The 20,290-nt window shown below is 69.9% G+C and carries 23 protein-coding genes and 1 pseudogene; 13 read left to right on the top strand and 11 right to left on the bottom strand.

The window, feature by feature from the left end; all coding sequences use genetic code 11:
* Positions 1-39 precede the first annotated feature (39 nt).
* The 3 genes from V6D49_RS13120 (at position 40) to V6D49_RS13130 (ending at position 3,533) form a co-directional block, all read left to right on the top strand.
* Complete coding sequence (locus V6D49_RS13120; RefSeq protein ID WP_340559729.1) at positions 40-852, top strand: M23 family metallopeptidase; 813 nt, start codon at positions 40-42, stop codon at positions 850-852.
* A gap of 274 nt (positions 853-1,126) precedes the next feature.
* Positions 1,127-3,070, top strand: coding sequence for a hypothetical protein (locus V6D49_RS13125; RefSeq protein WP_340559730.1), 1,944 nt, complete (start codon positions 1,127-1,129; stop codon positions 3,068-3,070).
* 22 nt (positions 3,071-3,092) lie between these two features.
* Positions 3,093-3,533: a hypothetical protein gene (locus tag V6D49_RS13130; protein ID WP_340559732.1), complete on the top strand. Its 441-nt coding sequence runs from the start codon at positions 3,093-3,095 to the stop codon at positions 3,531-3,533.
* Positions 3,534-3,645: 112 nt separating this feature from the next.
* On the opposite strand, the gene V6D49_RS13135 is transcribed toward V6D49_RS13130, so the two are convergent.
* The 3 genes from V6D49_RS13135 to V6D49_RS13145 form a co-directional block, all read right to left on the bottom strand.
* Complete coding sequence (locus V6D49_RS13135; protein WP_340559733.1) at positions 3,646-4,323, bottom strand: esterase/lipase family protein; 678 nt, start codon at positions 4,321-4,323, stop codon at positions 3,646-3,648.
* Positions 4,324-4,538: 215 nt separating this feature from the next.
* Positions 4,539-4,949 (bottom strand): SRPBCC family protein, encoded by a 411-nt coding sequence (locus V6D49_RS13140; protein WP_340559734.1) that lies wholly within the window; start codon positions 4,947-4,949, stop codon positions 4,539-4,541.
* A 100-nt stretch (positions 4,950-5,049) separates the two neighbouring features.
* Positions 5,050-5,997, bottom strand: coding sequence for a helix-turn-helix transcriptional regulator (locus V6D49_RS13145; protein ID WP_340559735.1), 948 nt, complete (start codon positions 5,995-5,997; stop codon positions 5,050-5,052).
* Positions 5,998-6,180: 183 nt separating this feature from the next.
* Here V6D49_RS13145 and V6D49_RS13150 point away from each other — a divergent pair, with 183 nt between their 5' ends.
* Complete coding sequence (locus V6D49_RS13150; protein ID WP_340559736.1) at positions 6,181-7,128, top strand: alpha/beta fold hydrolase; 948 nt, start codon at positions 6,181-6,183, stop codon at positions 7,126-7,128.
* Here V6D49_RS13150 and V6D49_RS13155 read toward each other — a convergent pair.
* The 3 genes and pseudogenes from V6D49_RS13155 to V6D49_RS13165 all read right to left on the bottom strand — a co-directional run bounded on the left by V6D49_RS13155 (position 7,121) and on the right by V6D49_RS13165 (position 8,798).
* Complete coding sequence (locus V6D49_RS13155; protein WP_340563962.1) at positions 7,121-7,600, bottom strand: NUDIX domain-containing protein; 480 nt, start codon at positions 7,598-7,600, stop codon at positions 7,121-7,123. The genes V6D49_RS13150 and V6D49_RS13155 overlap by 8 nt on opposite strands.
* Positions 7,601-7,696: 96 nt before the next feature.
* Positions 7,697-7,975: a DUF397 domain-containing protein gene (locus V6D49_RS13160; RefSeq protein WP_340559738.1), complete on the bottom strand. Its 279-nt coding sequence runs from the start codon at positions 7,973-7,975 to the stop codon at positions 7,697-7,699.
* Positions 7,972-8,798: pseudogene (locus V6D49_RS13165) on the bottom strand (helix-turn-helix domain-containing protein). The gene V6D49_RS13160 and the pseudogene V6D49_RS13165 overlap by 4 nt, the downstream one beginning before the upstream one ends.
* 118 nt (positions 8,799-8,916) lie before the next feature.
* Between V6D49_RS13165 and V6D49_RS13170 the strand changes: the two are divergent.
* The 5 genes from V6D49_RS13170 to V6D49_RS13190 all read left to right on the top strand — a co-directional run bounded on the left by V6D49_RS13170 (position 8,917) and on the right by V6D49_RS13190 (position 11,223).
* The gene (locus V6D49_RS13170; RefSeq protein ID WP_340559740.1) at positions 8,917-9,150 is read left to right on the top strand and encodes a hypothetical protein; all 234 of its coding nucleotides are present in this window, start codon (positions 8,917-8,919) and stop codon (positions 9,148-9,150) included.
* Positions 9,147-9,359, top strand: a complete 213-nt coding sequence (locus V6D49_RS13175) for a hypothetical protein (RefSeq protein WP_340559742.1) — start codon at positions 9,147-9,149, stop codon at positions 9,357-9,359. The genes V6D49_RS13170 and V6D49_RS13175 overlap by 4 nt, the downstream gene beginning before the upstream one ends.
* Before the next feature lie 158 nt (positions 9,360-9,517).
* A complete protein-coding gene (locus tag V6D49_RS13180) occupies positions 9,518-10,495 on the top strand; it encodes a hypothetical protein (protein ID WP_340559744.1) in 978 nt (325 codons plus the stop codon).
* Positions 10,496-10,546: 51 nt separating this feature from the next.
* A complete protein-coding gene (locus V6D49_RS13185) occupies positions 10,547-10,813 on the top strand; it encodes a CopG family transcriptional regulator (protein ID WP_340559746.1) in 267 nt (88 codons plus the stop codon).
* Positions 10,810-11,223, top strand: a complete 414-nt coding sequence (locus V6D49_RS13190) for a type II toxin-antitoxin system VapC family toxin (RefSeq protein WP_340559747.1) — start codon at positions 10,810-10,812, stop codon at positions 11,221-11,223. Before V6D49_RS13185 ends, V6D49_RS13190 begins: the two co-directional genes overlap by 4 nt.
* Before the next feature lie 26 nt (positions 11,224-11,249).
* Here the strand turns inward: V6D49_RS13190 and V6D49_RS13195 are convergent, their stop codons facing one another.
* The 4 genes from V6D49_RS13195 to V6D49_RS13210 all read right to left on the bottom strand — a co-directional run bounded on the left by V6D49_RS13195 (position 11,250) and on the right by V6D49_RS13210 (position 15,270).
* Positions 11,250-11,801, bottom strand: a complete 552-nt coding sequence (locus V6D49_RS13195) for a dihydrofolate reductase family protein (RefSeq protein ID WP_340559748.1) — start codon at positions 11,799-11,801, stop codon at positions 11,250-11,252.
* A 70-nt stretch (positions 11,802-11,871) separates the two neighbouring features.
* A complete protein-coding gene (locus V6D49_RS13200) occupies positions 11,872-13,044 on the bottom strand; it encodes a methyltransferase domain-containing protein (RefSeq protein ID WP_340559750.1) in 1,173 nt (390 codons plus the stop codon).
* Positions 13,045-13,177: 133 nt separating this feature from the next.
* A complete protein-coding gene (locus tag V6D49_RS13205; RefSeq protein ID WP_340559752.1) occupies positions 13,178-13,960 on the bottom strand; it encodes a very short patch repair endonuclease in 783 nt (260 codons plus the stop codon).
* Positions 13,957-15,270, bottom strand: a complete 1,314-nt coding sequence (locus tag V6D49_RS13210) for a DNA cytosine methyltransferase (protein ID WP_340559753.1) — start codon at positions 15,268-15,270, stop codon at positions 13,957-13,959. Before V6D49_RS13210 ends, V6D49_RS13205 begins: the two co-directional genes overlap by 4 nt.
* Positions 15,271-15,390: 120 nt before the next feature.
* On the opposite strand from V6D49_RS13210, the gene V6D49_RS13215 reads away from it, so the two are divergent.
* The 3 genes from V6D49_RS13215 (at position 15,391) to V6D49_RS13225 (ending at position 18,361) form a co-directional block, all read left to right on the top strand.
* Positions 15,391-16,199 (top strand): IS5 family transposase gene (locus V6D49_RS13215; protein ID WP_445330487.1). Its coding sequence is split into 2 segments (ribosomal slippage): positions 15,391-15,739 and positions 15,739-16,199, totalling 810 coding nucleotides; the frame shifts between segments, so codons are not numbered across the junction.
* Positions 16,200-16,247: 48 nt separating this feature from the next.
* Positions 16,248-17,051 (top strand): Eco29kI family restriction endonuclease, encoded by an 804-nt coding sequence (locus V6D49_RS13220; protein ID WP_340559754.1) that lies wholly within the window; start codon positions 16,248-16,250, stop codon positions 17,049-17,051.
* Positions 17,052-17,227: 176 nt separating this feature from the next.
* Entirely contained in the window at positions 17,228-18,361 is a 1,134-nt protein-coding gene (locus V6D49_RS13225) for a hypothetical protein (protein ID WP_340559755.1), read from the top strand.
* Between the two features lie 51 nt (positions 18,362-18,412).
* Here V6D49_RS13225 and V6D49_RS13230 read toward each other — a convergent pair whose 3' ends face one another.
* Positions 18,413-18,943 (bottom strand): levansucrase, encoded by a 531-nt coding sequence (locus V6D49_RS13230; RefSeq protein ID WP_340559756.1) that lies wholly within the window; start codon positions 18,941-18,943, stop codon positions 18,413-18,415.
* Positions 18,944-19,078: 135 nt separating this feature from the next.
* Here V6D49_RS13230 and V6D49_RS13235 point away from each other — a divergent pair, with 135 nt between their 5' ends.
* Complete coding sequence (locus V6D49_RS13235; protein WP_340559757.1) at positions 19,079-20,284, top strand: cytochrome P450; 1,206 nt, start codon at positions 19,079-19,081, stop codon at positions 20,282-20,284.
* Positions 20,285-20,290: the final 6 nt, after the last annotated feature.

The raw sequence follows: 20,290 nt of genomic DNA on the forward strand, positions 1-20,290 counted from the left end.
CCGGACGGGCCGGAGCGGTGAGTGAAGGAGCGTGCGGGCATGCGCAGGTGGCGCAACGTGCTGCTGGCGGTGGGCGCCCTGTGCGTCTTCCTGGTCACCTGGTCGATGGCCGTGTGGCTGCTGGGGCTGGTGCTGCTGGTGCTGTCGGGCATCGGGCACCTGCTGCACCACCGCGCCCGGCGGCGCGTGCAGGCCGGTGCGGAGCCGGTGGCCGTGGCCGTCCCCGTCACGGGCCGGTGGCGGGCGCTCAACAGCCCGGCCGCGCGGACCCCGAGCCACGGCACGCACACGTGCGCGCAGACCTTCGCCGTCGACGTCGTCCACGAGCCCGAGGACCCCGAGGGCACGGACCGGCCCGGGTTCGCCTGGTGGCCCCTCGCCCGCCCCCCGGAGGAGTTCCCCGCCTTCGGCGTGCCGGTGCTCGCCCCCGGCGACGGTGTGGTCGTGCGCGTGAGCGACGGAGCGCGGGACCACCTCAGCCGCACGTCCTGGCCCGCGCTGGGCTACCTGTTGGTGGAGGGCTTCGTGCGGCAGCTCTTCGGCGCCCGGAACCTGCTGGGCAACCACGTGGTGCTCGATCTCGGCGGCGGGACGTTCGCCCTCCTCGCCCACCTGCGGCGCGGCTCGCTCACCGTCGCGCCGGGGGACCGGGTCTCCGTCGGCGAGCCGCTCGCCCGCTGCGGCAACTCGGGCAACTCCTCCGAGCCGCACCTGCACGTCCAGTTCATGACGGGCCCGGACTGCCGGCAGGCGCACGGGCTGCCGTTCAGCTGGCGCTACCGCTCCGACGGCGCCGACCGCACCGGCGTACCGGCCGACAACACCCTCTTCTCCGCCCCCGACGGCGCCTGAGCCGACACGCCGGGATCACCCCGCCCCGCCGAAAGGCACACCACTTCGTCCCCCGGCGGTCGTGCCCGGGGCATAAGCCGGAACATTTCTGGACCAAGTTTCCGGGATTTCGCCCACCAGCAGCCCTGCTTTGCCCCAGACTCCCCCGCAGAACCGACGCGCCGTCAGTTCCTGGCGGAGCGTAACACCCAGAGCCGTGTGCGGACCGGCCGCCAGCGGACGAGGAGGCAGCTTTGACGTGGCGCACCGACCTGGCGAGCGGCAAGGTCCGGGTATGAACGGCGGACCGGAACCCGGACAGGACCGCCCCACCCCCGGCCCCGGGCACCCCACCGCGTCCGAGCATCCCGCCGCCGTACCGCCGAGGCCAACGACGGCACCGTCGGCCTCCCCGCCTCCTTCCCGGGGCCGCTGGGCCGACCGCCGCACGCTGCTCCTCCTCGGTGGCGTCGGCACCCTCGTCCTATCCCTCGTCGCCGGATTCCTCCTCCTGACGTCCTCCTCGGACACGGACTCCCCGACCGCCGATGGCAAGGGGGCTGAGGCCGAGGCACCCGCCCATCGGGGGCCGTTCGAGGAGGCGGTCGAAGAGCTGGCCGTCACACCGGGGCTCGAGTACCGGGACACCGCCGTCGCGGGGATCACCGAACGGGACGTGACGGTGACGGCGTCGGGCATCCAGTACGGCAGCACCGACGGCTCCAAGAGCTACGGCCGCGATGTCCTGCGCATCGACGACAAGACGTTCACCCGCTTCCGTGACGACCCCGCGCCGGACCCCGAGAGCGCGGATGGCGAGGAGGGCGACGTGCCCGGCCGGTGGCAGGTCGGCTCCCTTGGCGAGTCCGACCTGCTGGACGACGTCCTCGACCAGTACCGGTCCCCTCCGCAGCTCGCTGCCGAACTCTTCGAAGCTCTCCAGGAGACCGACACCTTCCCGGACCCCAAGGACCCCGGCCTGCCGTCCGCCGAGATCGGCGGGGTGCCGGCACTCCAGGCCGACACCCCGGCGGGCCGCCTCAGCGTGACGAGGACCCCGCCGCACCGCGTCCTGGCGCTGGAGCCCTACGACCTCCGCGAGGCGGCCGAGCGGCTGCGCGAGAAGGCCGAGCAGCCCGAGAAGGGGACCCCGGCCGAGCTCCCGCGCGTCACGATGGGCCCGCTCGCGGACGGTGACTCCGACGGCTTGGAGTTCTCTCCCGTCACCGGCGACGACGTCTCCGATCTGTACGAGACGCTGGAGCGGCAGGCCGAGCAACTCGGCGAAGCCTCCGACGGAGGCATCGTCTTCACGCTCGACGGTTCCGGCGACCTGTCCTGCGGGCCGTCCGGCTGCTCGGTGGCCCAGAAGTTCGACGGTGAGCTGACCGCGCGGGCGAAGGAACGCGTCACTCGGGGCGAGGTCACCGCTGTGATGAGCGCGAGCATCACCATCGACGGACGGAGCGCAGGCCGCTGTACCAGCGCGCCCTCCACCTTCCCCGTCAAGGGCAGCGCCGTGTCCGGCACCCTCAAGTGCTCCGCGCCTGAGGCCGGTCCGGTCTTCTCCTCCGTCGAGGCCCGCTACAAGGCCAAGGCGGAGGCGGACTCCCGACGCTCCGGCGGGCGCCCGGTCACCTACCGCTTCCCCTACCGCGCCAACACCCTCGTCGACGCCCGCGCCCTGGCCGTCACCGAGGCGAAGTCCCTGGTGGAACGCGTCCGCCAGGAGGCCAAGGACGCGAAGACCTGCGCGACGAAGCAGCCCGCCCCGCAGGGCGGGGGCCCCGCCCCCGCGTCGGCCGGGCACCTCTCTCCGGCCGTGCGGACCGTCGCGCTGACGGCCGTCGGCCACTGGGACAGCAGTCCTGTCGCCGGCTCACCGATTCTTGTCCCGAGCAAGGGAGGGTGCCTTCCCGCCTTGCGCGAGTGGAGCAGCCAACGGTTCCAGTTCGGGCACCACACCTTCCTGCTCGACAAGAAGGGCATGGAGCACATCCTCAAGCGGCACCATCCGAAATACTGGGATGGCTCGGTCAAGAGCCGGCAGACGTTCCTGGACAGCCGCATGAGCGTAGACGACGTCCGCAAGGCCATCGAGCAGGTCATGCGTCAGAATCGTGAGGAGTTGATCAAAAAGGGTGCCAAGGGCGTGTATCCACTGAACGGCACGGTGGACGGCGTGGAGTACACGCTCGGAATCAACAGGGGCAGAGTTGGCCAGTTCTATCCCAAGTGAGCCGGCACGGGGTGCTGGCGCGGTGGTCGAGGTCGAGACGTTTCTGCGGGACGAGGACGGCCGGTTCGTGACCGCAGCCGCGTGTCGCATGCCTCCGCCCGACACGGACTACGTCGAGGGCGCCGTCCGGCTGTCCGTGAGAGGAACCGAGATTCTCGGAACCGAGGAGTGGGATTACGTCGACCAGCTGTGGTGCTACATGGCCGACATGCTGACGTGCCTGCACTCCTCGGGGTATGCGGAGACGTACTTCCCCGATCAGCCGATCAAGCTGTCCTTCCGACGTGTCGGGTCTCGTGTCGTGGTGAGCGCCGAAGTCGGCCGGGACACCAGAACCTCCGATGCTCCCTCGGCAGCCCTGGACGCTGCCCTCCGGTCCGGAGGCAGGGCCTTCTTCGACCGGATGGCCGATCTCGCTCCCGGCAACTCCTACACCGAAGCCCGCCGCGCTCTCGAATCCTGACCGGACCGTCGTCCCGAAGAAGCGGCACGGCGTCGTCCGACCGGCCTACGCGGTCAGCCCGCTCCGGCGTCGGGGTGACGTCGGAGCGGGCCGAGGGCTGCGTCCGGCTCGGTCAGCGGACGACGTTGCGGACGGCGTCGATGACGCCGCCGTTCGAGATCATCCCGATGTGCCCGAGGCAGGCGGTCTTGCGGTTGTCGGCGCCGGACAGGATCGTGCTGCTGATCGGGTTGATGACGAGGTCGCAGGGCGAACGGAACGTCGTGTAGCTGACGTTGCCGGGGGTCGGGTCACCGGAGTTGAGCTGGTTCAGGAAGCTCGACCCGCCGCGCATCTCCTTGCACGAGGTGATGAGGAAGCTGCAGAACCCGGCGATCGCGGTTCCGTTGTTCGGGCCGCCGAGCGACACCCAGTCGTCGACGTGGGCGGTGCCGCCGAGGTTCTTGAGGTAGTAGCGCGAGGAGAGGCCGCCCATCGAGTGGGTGACGATGTCGACCTTGCTGGCGCCGGTGCTCGCCAGGACGCCGTCGATGTAGTCGGACAGCTGTCCGGCGATGGTGGCGTTGGAGCGGAACGAGTTGTACCCGAAGACGTGCAGCTGGTTGTCGCTGTAGCCGTTCGCCTTGAAGTCCGAGGTCATGGTGGAGAACTGACCGCTCTTCCCGGCGAAGCCGTGGATGAACACGACGGGTTCGGAGGTGTTGGCCTGAGCGGGGGCGGAGGTCAGGGGGACGACCAGGGCAGCGGCCACCAGGGCGCTGAGGGACGCGAGGGCACGACGCAGGCGCATGGGAACTCCTGTCGGTCACGCAGCGGGGAGCTGCGAGGTGGGGAGAGATCAGGGAGCGCGCGCCCCAAAGCAGAAGCAGGCCAGTGCTTCTGCGGCCATAGATTACTCACACGTAGCTTGTGGTTAACATCACGGAGACATCACGGTCTGTGATCATGGAAACGGACGTGCCGGGGGCGATCGGAGGGTCGCGGAGTCGCCCGCCGGACGTCCGGCTACGCCGGTTCCAGCAGCTCCTTGAGCCGGGCCAGGTCGGCGGCGACCATGTCGGCGTCCCGCTGGAAGTCGCCGTCGCTCGTGCCCGGCTGCCGCCTGAGGGTGAACACCACCTCGCTCGCCGCGCCGTCCGCGAGCACCCGGAGCGGGTTGTATACGGTCTCGCCCGTGGGCAGCGTGACGTAGTGGTCCAGGACGCCCAGTTCGTTGTGCGGCACGAAGGCGACCTCGACGCGTCCCATGGGAGCGTCCTCCGCGACCCACCGACCGTCGACCTCCGCGATGGAGTCGCCCAACCCCTGCGCCCAGGCGGGCAAGTGGGTCGGGTCCGACGCGTACGCGTAGACCTCACCGGCCGGGCGGTCGATGCGGACACTGATGTGGCGGGACTCCTCGGCGACGTGATCCATGCCCCGACGGTAGCGACGCCCCCTCCGCATGCCTTGGAGGAATCGGCCGTACCCGGTCGCCTGTCGGCGAAAGCCCCGCACGTCGACGCCGCGAGCGGTCTCAGCCGTAGCGCTCGACGAGCGCGTGGCCGATCGAGGCCAGGTGGTCCAGCACGTCCGGGGGGCCGGTCACCTCCAGCCATTCGACCAGCCCGGCGAGCTCACCGGCGAGTGCGTACGCGTGGTCGCCGCCGATGACGACCTCGATGCGGCCGTCCGGCGTGGAGCCGCCCACCTGGAGCCTGCCGCCCAGCATCATCCGCAGCAGGTACATCCCGGCGGGCGCGCAGACCGCGTGGACCTTCAGGGGCGTCCGTCTGCGGTCGATCTCGTCGGCGATCTCGCGCCAGCTCTCGGCGAGGTCGAAGTCCTCGGGCCGGTGCGCGGGATCGTCGGTCGGGTCGGCGGACGAGACGCGGTCGATGCGGAAGACCCGCCGACCGGCCTCGGTGTGGGCGACGAGGTACCACGACGAGCCCTTGGCGACGATGCCCAGCGGGTGGACGGTCCTCTCGGTCTCGGCGCCTTCGCGGTCGACGTAGCCGAGCCGCACCTGGACGCCGCGGATCACCGCGTCCTGGAGCGCGTCGAGGAAGCGCGGCGGTCGGGGCTCGGTCCGGCTCGACCCCCATCGCTGCGGGTCCGTGACCAACGAGGACGCCGCCGCCTCGGCCTGCCCCCGGAAGGGCTCCGGCAGGGCGTGGACGAGCTTGCGCAGCGCCGCCTTCACCGCCGGCGTCGCAGCCGAGGCCGGACCGGCGACCAGGAACAGGGCGCGGGCCTCCCGCGCGGTCAACCCGGACAGGTCGGTGCGGGCGCCGCCCACCAGGCGCCAGCCGCCGCCTCGGCCCTGCACGGAGTACACGGGCACCCCGGCCATGGACAGGGCGTCGAGGTCGCGGCGGGCGGTGCGCTCGGAGACCTCCAGCTCCCGGGCGACCTCGGCCGCTGTCACCTGCTCGCGCCGTTGCAGCAGCAGGAGGACGGCCACCAGCCGGTCGGTTCGCATGCCGACGACACTGGCACAACAAACCGGTCATGAGGTGACCGGTTTCGCTCGGCAGGATGGCGTCATGGCCTCAGCGGTGAGGAATACCTCCCTGCGGGCCGTATCGCCCCCGGCCCGTCGGGGCGCGCGGGCGCATTCCTCGGAACGTCCGCCGCCCGAGCCACCCTGAAATCCGGAGAGAAAATGTCCAAGCCGGTCGATTTTCCCGAGCCCACCCTGGTTCCCGTCAACGGCGTGGAGCTCGAAGTCTTCGAAGCAGGTCGGCGGAACGCCGGCAGGCCGCCCGTCGTGCTCTGCCATGGCTGGCCGGAGCACGCCTATTCCTGGCGCCACCAGATGCCCGCTCTTGCCGCAGCGGGATACCACGTCATCGTGCCGAACCAGCGGGGATACGGGAACTCATCCCGTCCGGCCGACGTGACGGCCTACGACATCGAGCACCTGTCGGGGGACCTCGTCGCGCTGCTCGATCACTACGGGTACGAGGACGCCACCTTCGTCGGTCACGACTGGGGTGCCATGGTCGTCTGGGGGCTGACCCTGCTGCATCCGACCCGCGTCAACAAGCTGATCAACCTGAGCCTGCCGTACCAGGAGCGCGGAGAGAAGCCCTGGATCGAGTTCATGGAAGAAATGTTCGGGGGCGACTTCTATTTCGTCCATTTCAACCGGCAGCCAGGTGTCGCCGAGGCCGTGTTCGAAGAGAACACCTTCCGGTTCCTGCGCAACCTGTACCGGAAGAACGAGCCCCCCAGGGAGCCCCAGCCGGGTATGGCGCTGATCGATCTGGCCAGAGCGGAGACGCCACTCGGTGATCCCGTCATGAGCGACAGCGAACTGGCCGTCTTCGTCTCCACCTTCGAAGCGACGGGATTCACAAGCAGTGTGAACTGGTACCGGAACCTCGACCGCAACTGGCAGCTGCTGGCGGACGTGGACCCGATCATCCAGCAGCCCGCACTCATGATCTACGGCGAGCGGGACGTGATCCAGAAGTCCGAAAGGCTCGCGCGGTTCGTGCCTCGCGTGGAAGTCGTCAGTCTGGACTGCGGCCATTGGATCCAGCAGGAGAAGCCGGAGGAAACGAACCGTGCGATCACGCAATGGCTGGCACAGCAGGACGCTAGGTAGCGTCCCCGGCTCGGGGCGGTGGTTGGTGGGTGCGGGCGATGAGGGGGCGGTGAGCGGGCTGGAGGTCGTCGGGCAGGTCGTCGGGGGTGAACCAGCCGGCGTCCAGGATCTCGAAGCCGTCCAGCGACAGCGTGCCGCCGGTCAGCCGGGCCTCGTACGCCACCTCCAGCCGCAGCCGGTAGCCGCTCTTGAGGTGGATCAGCTCCCCGGCCCGCACGTCGAGCTGGGTCTCCTCCTTCACCTCGCGCTCCACCGTCCGGCCGAACTCCTCACCCCGGATCGCGTACCCGGACGGCAGCCCCCACTGCCGTCCCTCCGGCCACATCCGGTGCTTGAGCAGGAGGACGCGGCCCGCGTCGTCGCGGACGACGCCGGTCACCCCCACCATGAACGTCGCGTTGGCCAGCCACAGCACCCGCCACTGGATCGGCCCCCGCGTGGCGTGCCAGGCCCGCGCCGCAAGCCGCCTCAGCACGGGGTCTCGCCCACGGCGTTGGTCATGGTCGTGCTCCTCTTTGCTGGCATGGCCTGCGCCCGACGAGCGTGACCGTTCGTACCCGGGCGGTCGTCACGCCTTGATGTCGGCCACGAAGGCGGACCAAGCGGCGGCGGGGAAGACGAGCGCGGCGTCGTCCGGCCGCTTGCTGTCCCGGACCGGGACGACCCCCGCACACCCGTCCGCCACCTCGACGCAGTTGCCACCGGTGTTGTTGCTGTAGCTGGACTTGCGCCACCGGGCCGCGCCGGGGAAGTCCCGGGCCACCTCGACGCAGTCGCCGCCGGTGTTGTCGCTGTAGCTCGACTTGCACCAGGTGGCGGAACGGAGGTCAGGGGTCGTGTGGCTCATGCGTAGTGCTCCTTCATGGTGTCCCGGATCAGGCGCTGGGAGGCCGCTGGTGGCAGAGCATTGACCTGCAAGAGGTCGTACGCATGAGCGTATCGGGTGACTCGGTCGGGCAGTTCTACGAGTTCACCGCAGGAGTACCCCTCCAAATAGGCCACGTCCGGGCCGTCCGGAAGCGAGAGAAGTGTGAGAGACCCGCCGGTGACTGGGTGTTGCGGCGCTTCAAACGGCAGCACTTGACAGTGATGTGCGGGTGTTTGGCCATGTCGATCAGGTGTGACAACTGCTCGTGCATGGTCACCTTCTCGCCGACCCGTCGATGGAGTGCTGCCTGGTCGAGAACGGCCCAGAGGAAGGCGGGGTTGTCCCCCTCCAACAGCTCTCGTCGGCTGACTCGTGCTTCGACCTGGCGGTCCAGCTCCTCCTCGCTGAGGTGCGGCAGCCCCTCACGGAGGCTGACGCGTGCGTACGCCGGAGTCTGGAGGAGACCGGGCACCGAGTGAGCTGTGTACTTCAGCATCTTGACGGCTCTGGCCTCTTTCTCCATGAACTCGCGGACCCAGTCGACGTAGGTCTCGCGGGTCATGTGCCACCACAGGTCGGAGATCTCGCCGTCCGCGTCGAGGGCGACGTCGATGGCGTCGGCGAGGGCGCGGGGTGGTGGGTCGGTGGCGAGTTCGACCTGGGCGATGCGGTTGTGGGAGACGTGGACGTGGCAGCCCAGCTCGCGCTGCGTCCATCCCAGGGCTTCGCGGCGCTTGCGGACGCGGGAGCCGAGGTAGGCCGCCATGGAGGCGCGGGGGTCAAGTGGCTTGCTGGAAGGCATGGTCAGGGCCTCGTTTCAGCCTTCTGGATCTGAAGGGCTTGACACTTCCCCATCCTAGGTATGACTCGCCACGCTGTGTGCCGAACGGGGATACCCAACGTGAAAGGCGCGAACGCACATGGCGATGACGGACGGGCGCAGGATGGCCCTGGAGCGGCTGCGGGAGGCGGAGGGCGCGGCGAACGAACTGCGCGAGGAACTGCGGCTGGTGGGACTGGTGTTGCCCTCGCTGCGGATCGACCCGGTGTCGGCGGCCGGGACGGAGCCCTCGCCGCTGATCGATCTGGGGCGGTGCAACGTGGAGACGGCGCGTCAGCTCGCGGTCGTCCTGCGGCACCGGATGCGGCCGTGACGCCGGAGCGCGGCGCGTGCGCCGTGGACCTGCGGACCGGCCGGGTCGGCGAAGTGATGGACCAGCTGGGCCGGTTCGTGCAACTGCGGCCGTTGCGGGGCGGTGTGGAGTGGGACTGCCCGCGTGACCAGCTGCGGGAGGCCACGGCGGCTGAGCGGCTGCGTGCCGACCTTGCCGAGGTGAACCGCCGAACCCGACTGTTCCGATAGGCAAGTTGACCGGATTTGATCGAGTGGCGCACGGGGTGGGCGCTGTGATTAGAGTAATCACAATCGCACGCTTCGTGCAGCCCGCATGAAGCGGCCCTCAACGGTGCTAGCAACACCGGTGAGGGCCTTCATCACCAAGGTCAATGGAGGGCCCTGGGATGCTTCGGCATGTTATCGCGCCCACGCGCTTCTACTCGCAGATTCCCAACGAGCTGATCCGTCATCCGAGGCTGAGCAGTACAGCCGTGCGGATGCTGGAGTGGGCGTTGTCGCTGCCCGAGGGCTCGCGGGAGACGTTCACCTCGCTCAGCGAGAAGCTCCCCGAGGGACGGATCACGGTCCGCAAGGCACGGCAGCAGCTCGCCGCCGAGGGATACGTCCACACCCGACAGACGCAGGACCGGGAGTCCGGCCGCTGGCAGACCGTCGTGCTCATCTCCAACGTGCCGCTGACGACGGCCGCCGCTGTGGACGCCGCCTTCGCCGGGGCTCCGGGCGGCCGGGTGCTGCCGGTCGGCGAACCGGGGGAACGGGCCGTCGGCGACTCACCCAAGGGTGAAGAACAACCGGAGAACACACCCCACCCTCCCCGTCCCGCCGCTCCGGACGCCGAGCCGCACGCGGAGCCGAGGTCGGAACCCGAGCCGGAGCCGGGTCCGGAGCCGGTGCCGGACGAGCCGGAGCCAGGCGGCGGTGACGGTGCCGGGTCGGGGCGTGCGGCTCGCGTCCTGGCCGAACTCGGACGGGCCGAGCCCCGGCTGCGGCTGGGCGTCGCCGAGGCGGCGCGGCTGGCGCCGCTGGCGCGGCAGTGGCTGGCCAGAGGCGTCGGTGAGGCGGAGCTGCGGGAGGCGCTGACGGCGGGGCTGCCGCGCCGGGTGCACGCCCCGGCGGCGTTCGTGGCGCACCGGCTGACGGCGAAGCTGCCGCCGCCCGTCGCCCCGAGGACGCCGCCGCCCCCGCCGCTGGCGGAGTGCGCGGAGTGCCGCGACCCGCTGCCTCGTGGGCAGCGCACCGGGATCTGCCGCCCCTGCGCGGGGCTCGTGCCGCCGCCCGAGCCGGCGCCCGGCCTGCCACCCGCCGCCGCCCGCGCCCGCGCCGCCTTCGAGGCCGCCCGCGCCCGCACCCGCTGTGTGTAGGAAGAGAGAAGAGGACTGATGAGCGGTGGCATCGCTAGTAGCATTGATGTCATGACTGATGCCACTCGCAAGTATTCCGTATCGCTTCCCGAGAGCCTGGCGGAGGCCGCGCGGGCTCGTGGCGGGCCATCGGGGTTGTCCGCATACGTGGCAGCAGCGCTCGCCAGGCAGATCGAGCGCGACAACCTCAATGAGCTGATCGCCATGGCTGAGGCCGAGCACGGCCCGATCACCGAGGAAGAGGTCCGTCAGGCGCGGGAGGAGCTGCGGCAGGCACGTGACGAGCAGCTCGGGAGCTCCGGGGCGACCGCCGCATGAACCGAGCAGTGGCCACACCCGGCGGCACCCTTGTGCTTGACCGTGAGGGTTTGGCGAAAGCTGTGCTCAGAGACCGAGGCGTCACGAAGTGGCTTGAGCTGGCCCGCGAAGACGATCTCCGTGTGGTCACGAGCGCCGCGACGCTCGTCGAGGTCGTTCATCCGGGTGTGCGACGTCCAGCCCTGGACTGGGTGCTCTCCCGCATTGTGGTCGAACCGGTGACCGAAGAGGTGGCACGCCGAGCCGCTGGGCTTTTGGCTGATGTGGGTCTGCACGGCCACCAGCATGCGATTGACGCGATGCTCGCGGCCACGGCCCTGAGGGCGCCGAGCCCCGTCACCGTCTTGACCTCGGACGTGGACGACCTGCGGACGCTGTGCCGATCCGGTGTGGTGGTGATCAAGGTCTGAGGAAGCGCCGACTCCGGCGCCGGGCCTCAGCGCTTCGGGGTGTAGGTGAGGATGACGAGGCCGGTGGCGTGGGTCTCGGTGCCGGTGAGGTCGAACGTGTGCTGCCCGAGGTCGCGGTAGAGAAGGTCGGACGGCTGGGCCTTGCCGGAGAGGACGGGGTGCAGCCACACCCGGAACTCGTCCAGGAGGCCGTTCTCCAGCATCAGGCGCGTCACGTCGCCGAAGCCGTACTGGAGGATGTTGCCGCCGTCCTGCTCCTTCAGCTCGCGGATGCGGGCGGCGACGTCGCCGTCGAGGACCGTGCAGTTCGACCAGTCCGGGTTCTTGAGCGTGGAGGAGACGACGTACTTGGTGATGTCGTTCATCCGGTCGGCGAAGGCGTTCTGGCCGGCCTGGGCGGACCAGGCGGGCGCGAAGCCCTCGTAGGTCTTGCGGCCCATGATGAGGGCGTCGCTCTCGGCGAGCTGGCTGCGGGCGGCGACCTCGGCCTGCGCGCCGAAGTAGTTCATGTGCCAGTCCTGCATGTTGGTGATGTCGCCGTCGAGCGTCATGTAGGTGGCGTTGACGATCTTGCGCATGGTGGCCGTCTCCTCGGCCCTCGGTGCGTCCGCCGCTGTCGGAGGGTGAGACCCCCAGCGAAGCGGAAACTCATCGCGGAGCCGAGGATGTCCAGGATTCCGGAAACGCGGGCCGCTCCCGCACCGGGCCCGCCTCGGGGCCACCGCACCACACGAAGGAGTGGTCGGGGGTGACCGTCATGCCGAAGTCGTACAGCGGCGGGGAGCCCTCGGCCGTCCACCAGTCCCAGGCGCTCCCCACCTCGTCGGCCAGCCGCCGGGGGCCACCCTGGCGGGCGACGGCCGCGCCGACGTGACCGGTGAGGACGGCCCAGGACGCCGCCCCGTCGTGCAGCCGCACGACCGGTTCACCGCCTGACGGGCCGGGGGAGGGGGCCGGACCGGGGAGGACGTGGACGTCCGGCCGGGCCACCCGCAGGGCGAACAGCAGGTGCGCGTCGTCGCGCAGCGCCCGGACGTCGTGGCGGAAGGGCCGCTCGGTGCCGTGCGGCCGGGCGTCGTGGACGTGCCACCAGTCGGCGCCGGGCGGGGTGCCGCGCGCGGGCATGAACGTGGCGAGCCCCTGCACCCACCCCGTCGCCGAGCGCCCGTCGTCCGCCACGGTGAGCGCCACGTGCCCCAGCCGCCCCCACGGGAACACGAGCCGGCCGCCGGGGCGGGTCTGCGCGACCCACGGCCACGGCACCTCCTCCACGGCGTACGTGGCGATCACGCGATCCCACGGGCCGTCGTCCGGACGGCCCGCCGCGCCGTCTCCGACGCGCACCGCGACGTCGGCGCCCGCCGCGCGCAGGCGCCGCCGCGCGGCCTCGGCCAGCTCCGCGTCCACCTCGACGCTCACCACCCGCCCCGGCCCGGCGCGGTGGGCGAGCAGCGCGGCGTTCCACCCCGTGCCCGTGCCCAGCTCCAGCACGCGGTGTCCGGGCTCGACGCGCAGGGAGTCGAGCATGTCCACCACGACGCCCTGGCAGGAGAGGCTGGAGGAGGGGACGCCGTCGGTGAGCTGCGTGACGGCCGCGTCGTCCGGCCCGCCGTAGACAAGGGAGGCCCAGGTGTCGGGCGCGGTCGCCCGGTCGACGGGGACGTAGGCGTGGCCCGTCCACTGCCACAGCCGGTCGGGGGCGAAGACGTGCCGGGGCAGCGCCTCCACGGCGTCCCGCAGCCACAGCGAGCGCTCCGGCCACTCCCCGGACGCCTCCATCGCCTCCGCGAGCCGCCGCCGCAACCCCCCGAACTCCCGCACCGTCAGCCCTTCTCACACATTACTGGCAACTCTGGGCGACACATCGTAATCCCACGGTGAGATCCGGGGAGGACGCGGAGCCAGGACGACAGCCGTAGGTCCGTCTCCGCTCCACCGCCCCGAGAGCGTCCACTCACGTGCCTTCGAGTCTCTCTCTCACGGCGTCCCTCACGACCTCTGCGGCCTCCAACGGATCCTCGTGTTCCCAGAACCGGAGAACCCTCCAACCACGCTCTTCGAGCGCGGTGGTCGTCTCCGCGTCCCGGGCCTGGTTACCCGCGATCTTCTCCTGCCAGAACTCGGCACGCTTGGTGGCGGGCCGGTAGTGCTCGGGGCAGCCATGCCAGTAGCAGCCATCGACGAACACCGCGACACGAGCCTTGGTGAACACCACGTCGGCTGTTCGCCGTAGATCCGCCACCGGCCTCGCCGAGACGCGGTAGCGAAGCCCCTTCTGGTGCAGGGCTGAGCGCAGCATCCGTTCCGGCTTCGTGTCGCGCCCTTTGTTCGCCGTCATGACCGCGCGGGAAGCGTGAGAGGACGCCCACGAGCCGCGCGGCAGCGGCTCCGTGGTCACGTAACCGGCGGTCCTCGCCATGGACCATGCCTGTGCCAGGTTCGCGCGACGGGTCGCGGCGTCCACCTCTCCGACGTACCGTTCCCGTGTCTCACCTTCCTGCGACCACCGCAGGTAGGCACGGATGCGGCGAGTCCTGCGGTACAGGCGCAACGCGATGGACGCGCGCGCGTAGCGGCCCTCGCCAATGTCGACCGCGCGAACGAGGCGGCCGCCGGCGGCTCGATCCTGCTCAGCCGCTCGGGACTCCCTGTCCATGTCCGCCCTTGGCTTCCACGCTCGGTCGGGAGGCATCCGGTCCTTCCAACGCCTCTGCTGATCGTGGACGGCCTCCGTCACTTCCGCTTCTCCGGGTCCTCCAAAGCCCCCGACGACGTGAGGGCTTCGGCGACGGCCTTGGAGAAGACCGCACCGAGCTTCACGGGTACGGCGTTGCCCAACTGCCGCATTTTCTCGCCCCGGGGCCCACCGAGAACCACATGGTCAGGGAAGGTCATGACGCGTGCGGTCTCCCGAACGGTCATGTACCGGAACCCGGTCCCGCCCCCGTGGTTGACGAAGCTGACGTCGTCGAGCTGCATGACCGATTCACCGCCCGGCACACCGTGAACGCCGGCCTTCACGGTTTTCGCGGGCCGGTCCAGCACGTTCGGAGTGTGCCCGGTGTACATGCGGGCTCCGGGCCAACCGATGTGGTCAGGGATGCCCTCCACCTCGATCTTCTCCCTGACGGCTTCCTCCGTGACGTCCGGAAGCGGGTTTCCCTCGTTCTCGTCAATACCCTTGATGGCATCCCGCAATGTGCGCCACGGCGCCAGCTTCAGCTTCTCCTGAGTCTTTGGGTCGTCGTAGTCGAGCCTCGGCAGATTGGCGATGACGCGTTTCCGCACGTCGGGATCCACCGTATGGTGGCGCCTCCAGTAGTCTCCACCTTCACGCATCGAGTGAATCATTGATTCTTCGGAGTGCGTCTGCTGGGGTGCAAATTTGACCCAGTCGATATTGAGGTCGGCGCGGAAAGCGACAATGAGTACGCGGTTTCGGATTTGCGGCACACCGTAGTTGGCGGCGTTGACCTCAATTTCTTTCACCTCGTATCGCTTCGACGGCTCAACTGTTTCGTTGGCGATGAGCTTTTCGAGGATCTCGTTGTGGTCTTCCCATGAGGCTTCTTCATCGCGCTGCTCAAAGGGCAGGCGCATCTCGTTGAGGATGTACTTGAAGTAAGGCCTGAAGGATGGCCTGAGGAGGCCGCGCACGTTCTCGCAGATCACCGCTTTTGGTCTCAGCTCGCGAATGGCACGAAACATCTCCGGAAACATGTTCCGTTCGTCTTCCATGCCTTTGTGGGCGCCTCCCAAACTGAACGGCTGGCAGGGTGGCCCGCCCGCGAGGACATCGACCTCCTCGTTCACATACTTCGTGTAGTCGACCTCACGCACGTCGCCCTGTACGAGGGGCCATCGCTTCTCCGGATCTTCGGGGTCCGGCGGGTTGACCCTCAGGGACTCACAGGCCCACTTGGCGCATTCATTCACCAGGAGCGGACGGAAGCCCGCAGCGTGCACAGCCATCGCGAGCCCCCCGCCACCCGCGAACAGCTCTACACACGTTCCCACCCCGTGGCGTCCTTCTCGCAGCTCAGGCATGAGAGAAGCGTACCGCGGAGTTGGCGAACTTCAAGCCACATCAAGAAGACACGCCACCTGGACACCACGCCCGCCCGTTAAGAGGCCATCTCATTTGGGCGACTCGCTACTCTGTGAGTCATGGTGGGGATCGTTGAGCGGCTGGTGCCGGACGAGTTGTGGGAGTTGTTCCAGCGGGTGGTGCCGGAGGCGCCGTCGCGGCCGCAGGGCGGTGGTCGGCGTCGGCACGGCGACCGGGAGGTGCTGGCCGCGATCGTCTTCGTGGCCACGTCGGGTTGTACCTGGCAGCAGTTGCCTTCGGCGTCGTTCGGCCCGTCCGGAGCGACCGCCCACCGGCGGTTTTCGGAGTGGTCGAAGGCCAGAGTGTGGGCCAAGCTCCACCGCCTGGTCCTCGACGAACTCGGTGCCCGCGGCGAGCTGGACTGGTCACGGTGCGCGATCGACTCGGTGAACATGCGCGCCCTGAAAAGGGGGACCTGACAGGTCCGAATCCTGTCGACCGGGGCAAGTACGGCTCGAAGATCCATCTGATCACGGAACGGTCCGGTCTGCCCATATCCATCGGCATCTCCGGGGCCAACCTGCACGACAGCCAGGCCCTGATCCCGCTCGTCAAGGGCATCCCGCCGATCCGCTCACGCCGCGGACCCCGGCGGCGCAAGCCCGCCAAACTCCACGCCGACAAGGGCTACGACTACGTCCACCTGCGGCGATGGTTACGCCAGCGCGGCATCACCCACCGCATCGCCCGCAAGGGAATCGAGTCCTCGCAACGGCTGGGCCGCCACCGCTGGACCGTCGAACGCACCATGGCCTGGCTCGCCGGCTGCCGCCGCCTACACCGACGCTACGAACGCAAAGCCGACCACTTCCTCGCCTTCACCAGCATCGCCTGCACTCTCATCTGCTACCGCCGACTCACCAAATGAGATGGCTTCTAAGGTGACAGCGATCACTCACGGAAGGGGGCGTCGTCCATGGCGCTCGGCGAACAGGCCGACCTGGGCAACTACGCGGAGTTCAAGCTCAGCATCACCAAGGCTCTCGGTGATCAGTTGGCGGAACACCTCGCCTCCCTTACCAGGGCTCCCCTTACGGAAGAAAACCTTTCCAAACTCCCACCGCTCAAAGGTGTGTACCAGTTGTACCGGCACGGCAAGCTGGTCTACATCGGCAAGGCGGACAAGTCGCTCCCTCAGCGCCTGAACAAGCATCTGAAAAAGCTGAGCGGGCGCGAGAACACGGACATTGATCAGATCACGTTCACCGCTCTCTCCGTGGATGAGGATTTCAATGCCGTCACGCCTGAGGAGCTATTGATCAAAAAGCACCAGGGTGCCGGAGAGGCGCCCTGGAACTACAACGGCTTCGGAATCAATGACCCAGGGCAGAATCGGGATACGACATACTTCGAACCCAGCCACTTTGATCAACAGTATCCCGCGCGTCTGGACTGGCTTGTTGAGGGGCTTCCTGTCGGGAAGGTCGACCTGAAAAAACTGCTCCAGGATGTGAAGGAGAAGCTTCCCTACGTCTTTCGTTATGCTCATTATCGAGACAAGTACAAAATTCAGGTCTACGCCGACCGCGAAGTGACTCTCGAAAAGTCAGCGATGACGGCTGATGAGATCTTCCGGCTCGTGAGTGCCCAGTTGTCGTCTCCCTGGGAGATTATGGTTCTGCCGGGCTATGTGGTGATGTATCCGAAGAAGATGCGTTCGGAAAGTGCGCGCAGGTATTACATCGGAGGCGAGCCGTACGCCCCCGAAGATGTGACGTAACAAGGGGCTGTGCCCGTGAGTAACGCGTCGGCCGCTGCTGTTCACCCTCCACGATCTCCACGGCGAAGAAGAGTGCACCACCATGTATCGCCGCCCACACCCCCGGGCCGGGGGTGTGGGGGGTGGGCTTGCAGACTGGCGGGTCAGGGCGCACGGGTGCGGAGACGGGGGGAAGCGTGGAGAGCTGGGCGTGGCGGCACCGCCGGACGTTGTGGAGCGTGGGAGGGGTGCTGGCCGCCTTGGTCGTGCTCGGGCTCTCGGTCCGGGCGCCGGTGGAGCAGTGGTGGCTGGCCCGCCAGGCGTGCGGGGGCGAACTACCCGCCGAGGACTTGGAGATCGTGCGGAGCGGAGTGACGCTCGGTGCGTACGAGGAGTCCTACGACGCGGAGTCCGGCCGGTACGTGTGCGTCCTGCGGAGCGATGAGCACCAGGTGGTCGTCGCGGTGGAGACGTTCCCGCCCGGGCGGGAACGCGACCGGGAGCTCTCCCTCGCCGGCAGTTCCCACGCGCCGCACGCGGTGCTGCCCGGCGGGCTGCCGGGTTTCGAGGACGGGAACAGCCTCGTGTACCTCATGCCGGAGTGCCCCGGTCGGGCGCGGGACGGTGAGCGGTACCGGCTTCCGGTGAGCACCTGGACGTACTTCGCGCGGAGCCGCGCGGAGAAGGCCGCCATGCTGCGGCTGTCCGTGCGGATGACGAACAAGATGACGGAGAAGCTGGGGTGCGGGGGCGAGCCGCTGCCCGCGCCGCAGGAGGGCGCCGTCCCGGACCGGGGCGCGTACGTGCCGCGCGCCGAGGCCGAGGGCACCGCCTGCGAGGCGCTGGCCACGGCCCGCGTCCCGGAGGCGGGGCCGAACGGGGTGGTGCGGATCGCCGTCGCGGACGGTGGCGTCGTCGGGCGGTGCACGCTGTACGGGCCGGGGGACGAGGAGGGGTACCGGGACAGCGGGGAGGACCGGGGACGACCGCTGGTGGAACTCACCTCCTGGCGGGGGACGTGGGTCGGGGGGATGCGCGAGATGGGGTCCGGACCCGATCCGCTGCCGCTGGGTGAAGGAGCCGCCAGGGAGCCGGAGTCGACCGCGTACCGGGCGTGGGCGGTCGCCCGGTGCGCGGGGGAGGACGTCGGGTACGCCGCGCACTGGGGGTACGACTACCCCTACCGGGAGCCGGGGACGGAGGCCGGGCCGCCGACGGAGGCCGAGAAGCGGGAGTGGCGGGAGCGGCTCCGCACGTACGTGACGGCGTTCGCCGAGGACCAGGTCCGGCGCGGTGGCTGCACGGACCTGCGGGTGCCCGAGGCGCCGTGACGGCCCCTGGCCCTCGGCCCCGGACGCCGGCCCCGGACGCCGGAACGGCCGTCAGCGCGGGGCGTCGAGGGCTTGCGGGTGCAGGGACTGCGGGTGGAAGTACTGCGCGGCCTTGCGCAGCAGGTGGTCGGAGTAGACGAGGCCCATCATCGCGCTGCCCCGGAAGTAGCCGATGTAGCCGTGCGTGGTGTCCACGACGACCGGGCGGGCGAAGCAGGACATCCGGCTGCGCTGGTCCTGTTCGGCCCAGGCCATCGCGGCCGGCTCCACGCGCGGGGAGACCAGTACCGGGAGGACGGCCGCGCCGTTGCGGAAGTCCGTGACCATGCTGCCCCGGTGCTGCTTGGCGTAGGCCATGGCGTCCTGGGTGAACCGTTCGACGAGCGGCAGGGTGATCTCGGGGACGGCCGTCGCGACGGTGAACAGGTGCAGCTTGGTCGCCATCCAGCCCCACCGGAAGTCGGTGCGGCGTCCGACGAGGACGGGGGCCCCGCCCCAGTCGTCCCAGTGGGGCGCGCAGCCGTCGGCCGCCAGTCGCTGCTCGACGGAGGCCAGGAAGGCGTGGTGCGGATCGGTGTACATGGCGAACGATTGTTCCCCGGTGGTCGAGTGCGGCGCCAGGAGGGTACCGCCCCGGGACGGTGACGAACCGGCAGGTTCAGGCCCGCGGATACGCGCCCGCCGTTTCAGGTGGGCCCTACGGGCAACCCCGGCGCCATGGACAGCACACTCGCCCTCGCCTCCGAGGGCTACGCCTGGTTGCCCGACCGGTGGCGGGCGCACACCGGCCCGATCGTCCGGACCCGGCTCATGGGTCAGCGGGCGGTCGCCCTGCGCGGAGTGGAAGCGGTGCGCTTCTTCTACGACGAGCGGCACGTGCGGCGGCGCGGTGCCCTGCCCGAGCCGGTGGTGGCGACCCTGTTCGGCCACGGTGGCGTGCAGGGGCTCGACGGGGAGGCGCACCGGGAGCGCAAGGCCCTGCTGATGCGGGTGGCCGCACAGCCGGAGGAGGTGGAGGCGCTCGCGGAGCAGTTCGCGCTGGCGTGGGAGGAGGCCGTGCCGGGCTGGCGGGAACAGGACACGATCGTGTTGTTCGACGAGGTGGGCGTCGTGCTGACGCGCGCGGTCACGCGGTGGGCGGGTGTGCCCGTCGCGGGGCAGGAGGTCCGGCCCCTCGCGGCGGACCTGCTGGCCATGGTCGACGGCTTCGCGACGGCCGGGCCCCGGCACTGGCGGGCCCGCAAGGCGCGTAAGGAGCGGGAGGCGTGGCTGGCCGGGCTCGTGGCGGACGTCCGCCGGGGCTCGGCCCCCGTGCCGGAGGACTCCGGGCTCGCCCGCATCGCCCTGCACCGGGACGCGGACGGCTCCCTCCTGCCCGCCCGCACGGCCGCCGTCGAGGTGCTGAACGTGCTGCGCCCGACCGTCGCCGTGGCCTGGTACGCCGCCTTCGCCGCGCACGCCCTGCACCGGTGGCCCGCGCACCGGGAGCGGCTGGCCGACGCCGACCACGCGTACGCCTTCGCCGACGAGGTGCGGCGCTTCTACCCGTTCGCGCCGTTCGTGGCCGGGCGGGCCGCGACCGACCTGACGTGGGAGGGCGAGCACATCCCCGCCGGGACGCTGCTCCTGCTGGACCTCTATGGGCAGAACCACGACGCCGAGCTGTGGGGCGACCCGTACACCTTCCGCCCCGACCGCTTCCGGCACGGCGACATCGCGCCGGACGTCCTCGTGCCGCAGGGCGGGGGCGACGCGGCGACCGGCCACCGCTGCCCCGGCGAGGACGCGACCCGCGCGCTGATCGCCGCGCTGGCCGCCCGGCTGGCCGGGCTGTCCTACACGGTGCCGCAGCAGGATCTGGCCATTCCCCTCGGCCACATCCCCACCCGGCCGCGCAGCGGGATGGTCCTCGCCGTGGAGTGACCGCCG

Source organism: Streptomyces sp. GSL17-111 (assembly GCF_037911585.1).
Taxonomy (GTDB): Bacteria; Actinomycetota; Actinomycetes; order Streptomycetales; family Streptomycetaceae; genus Streptomyces.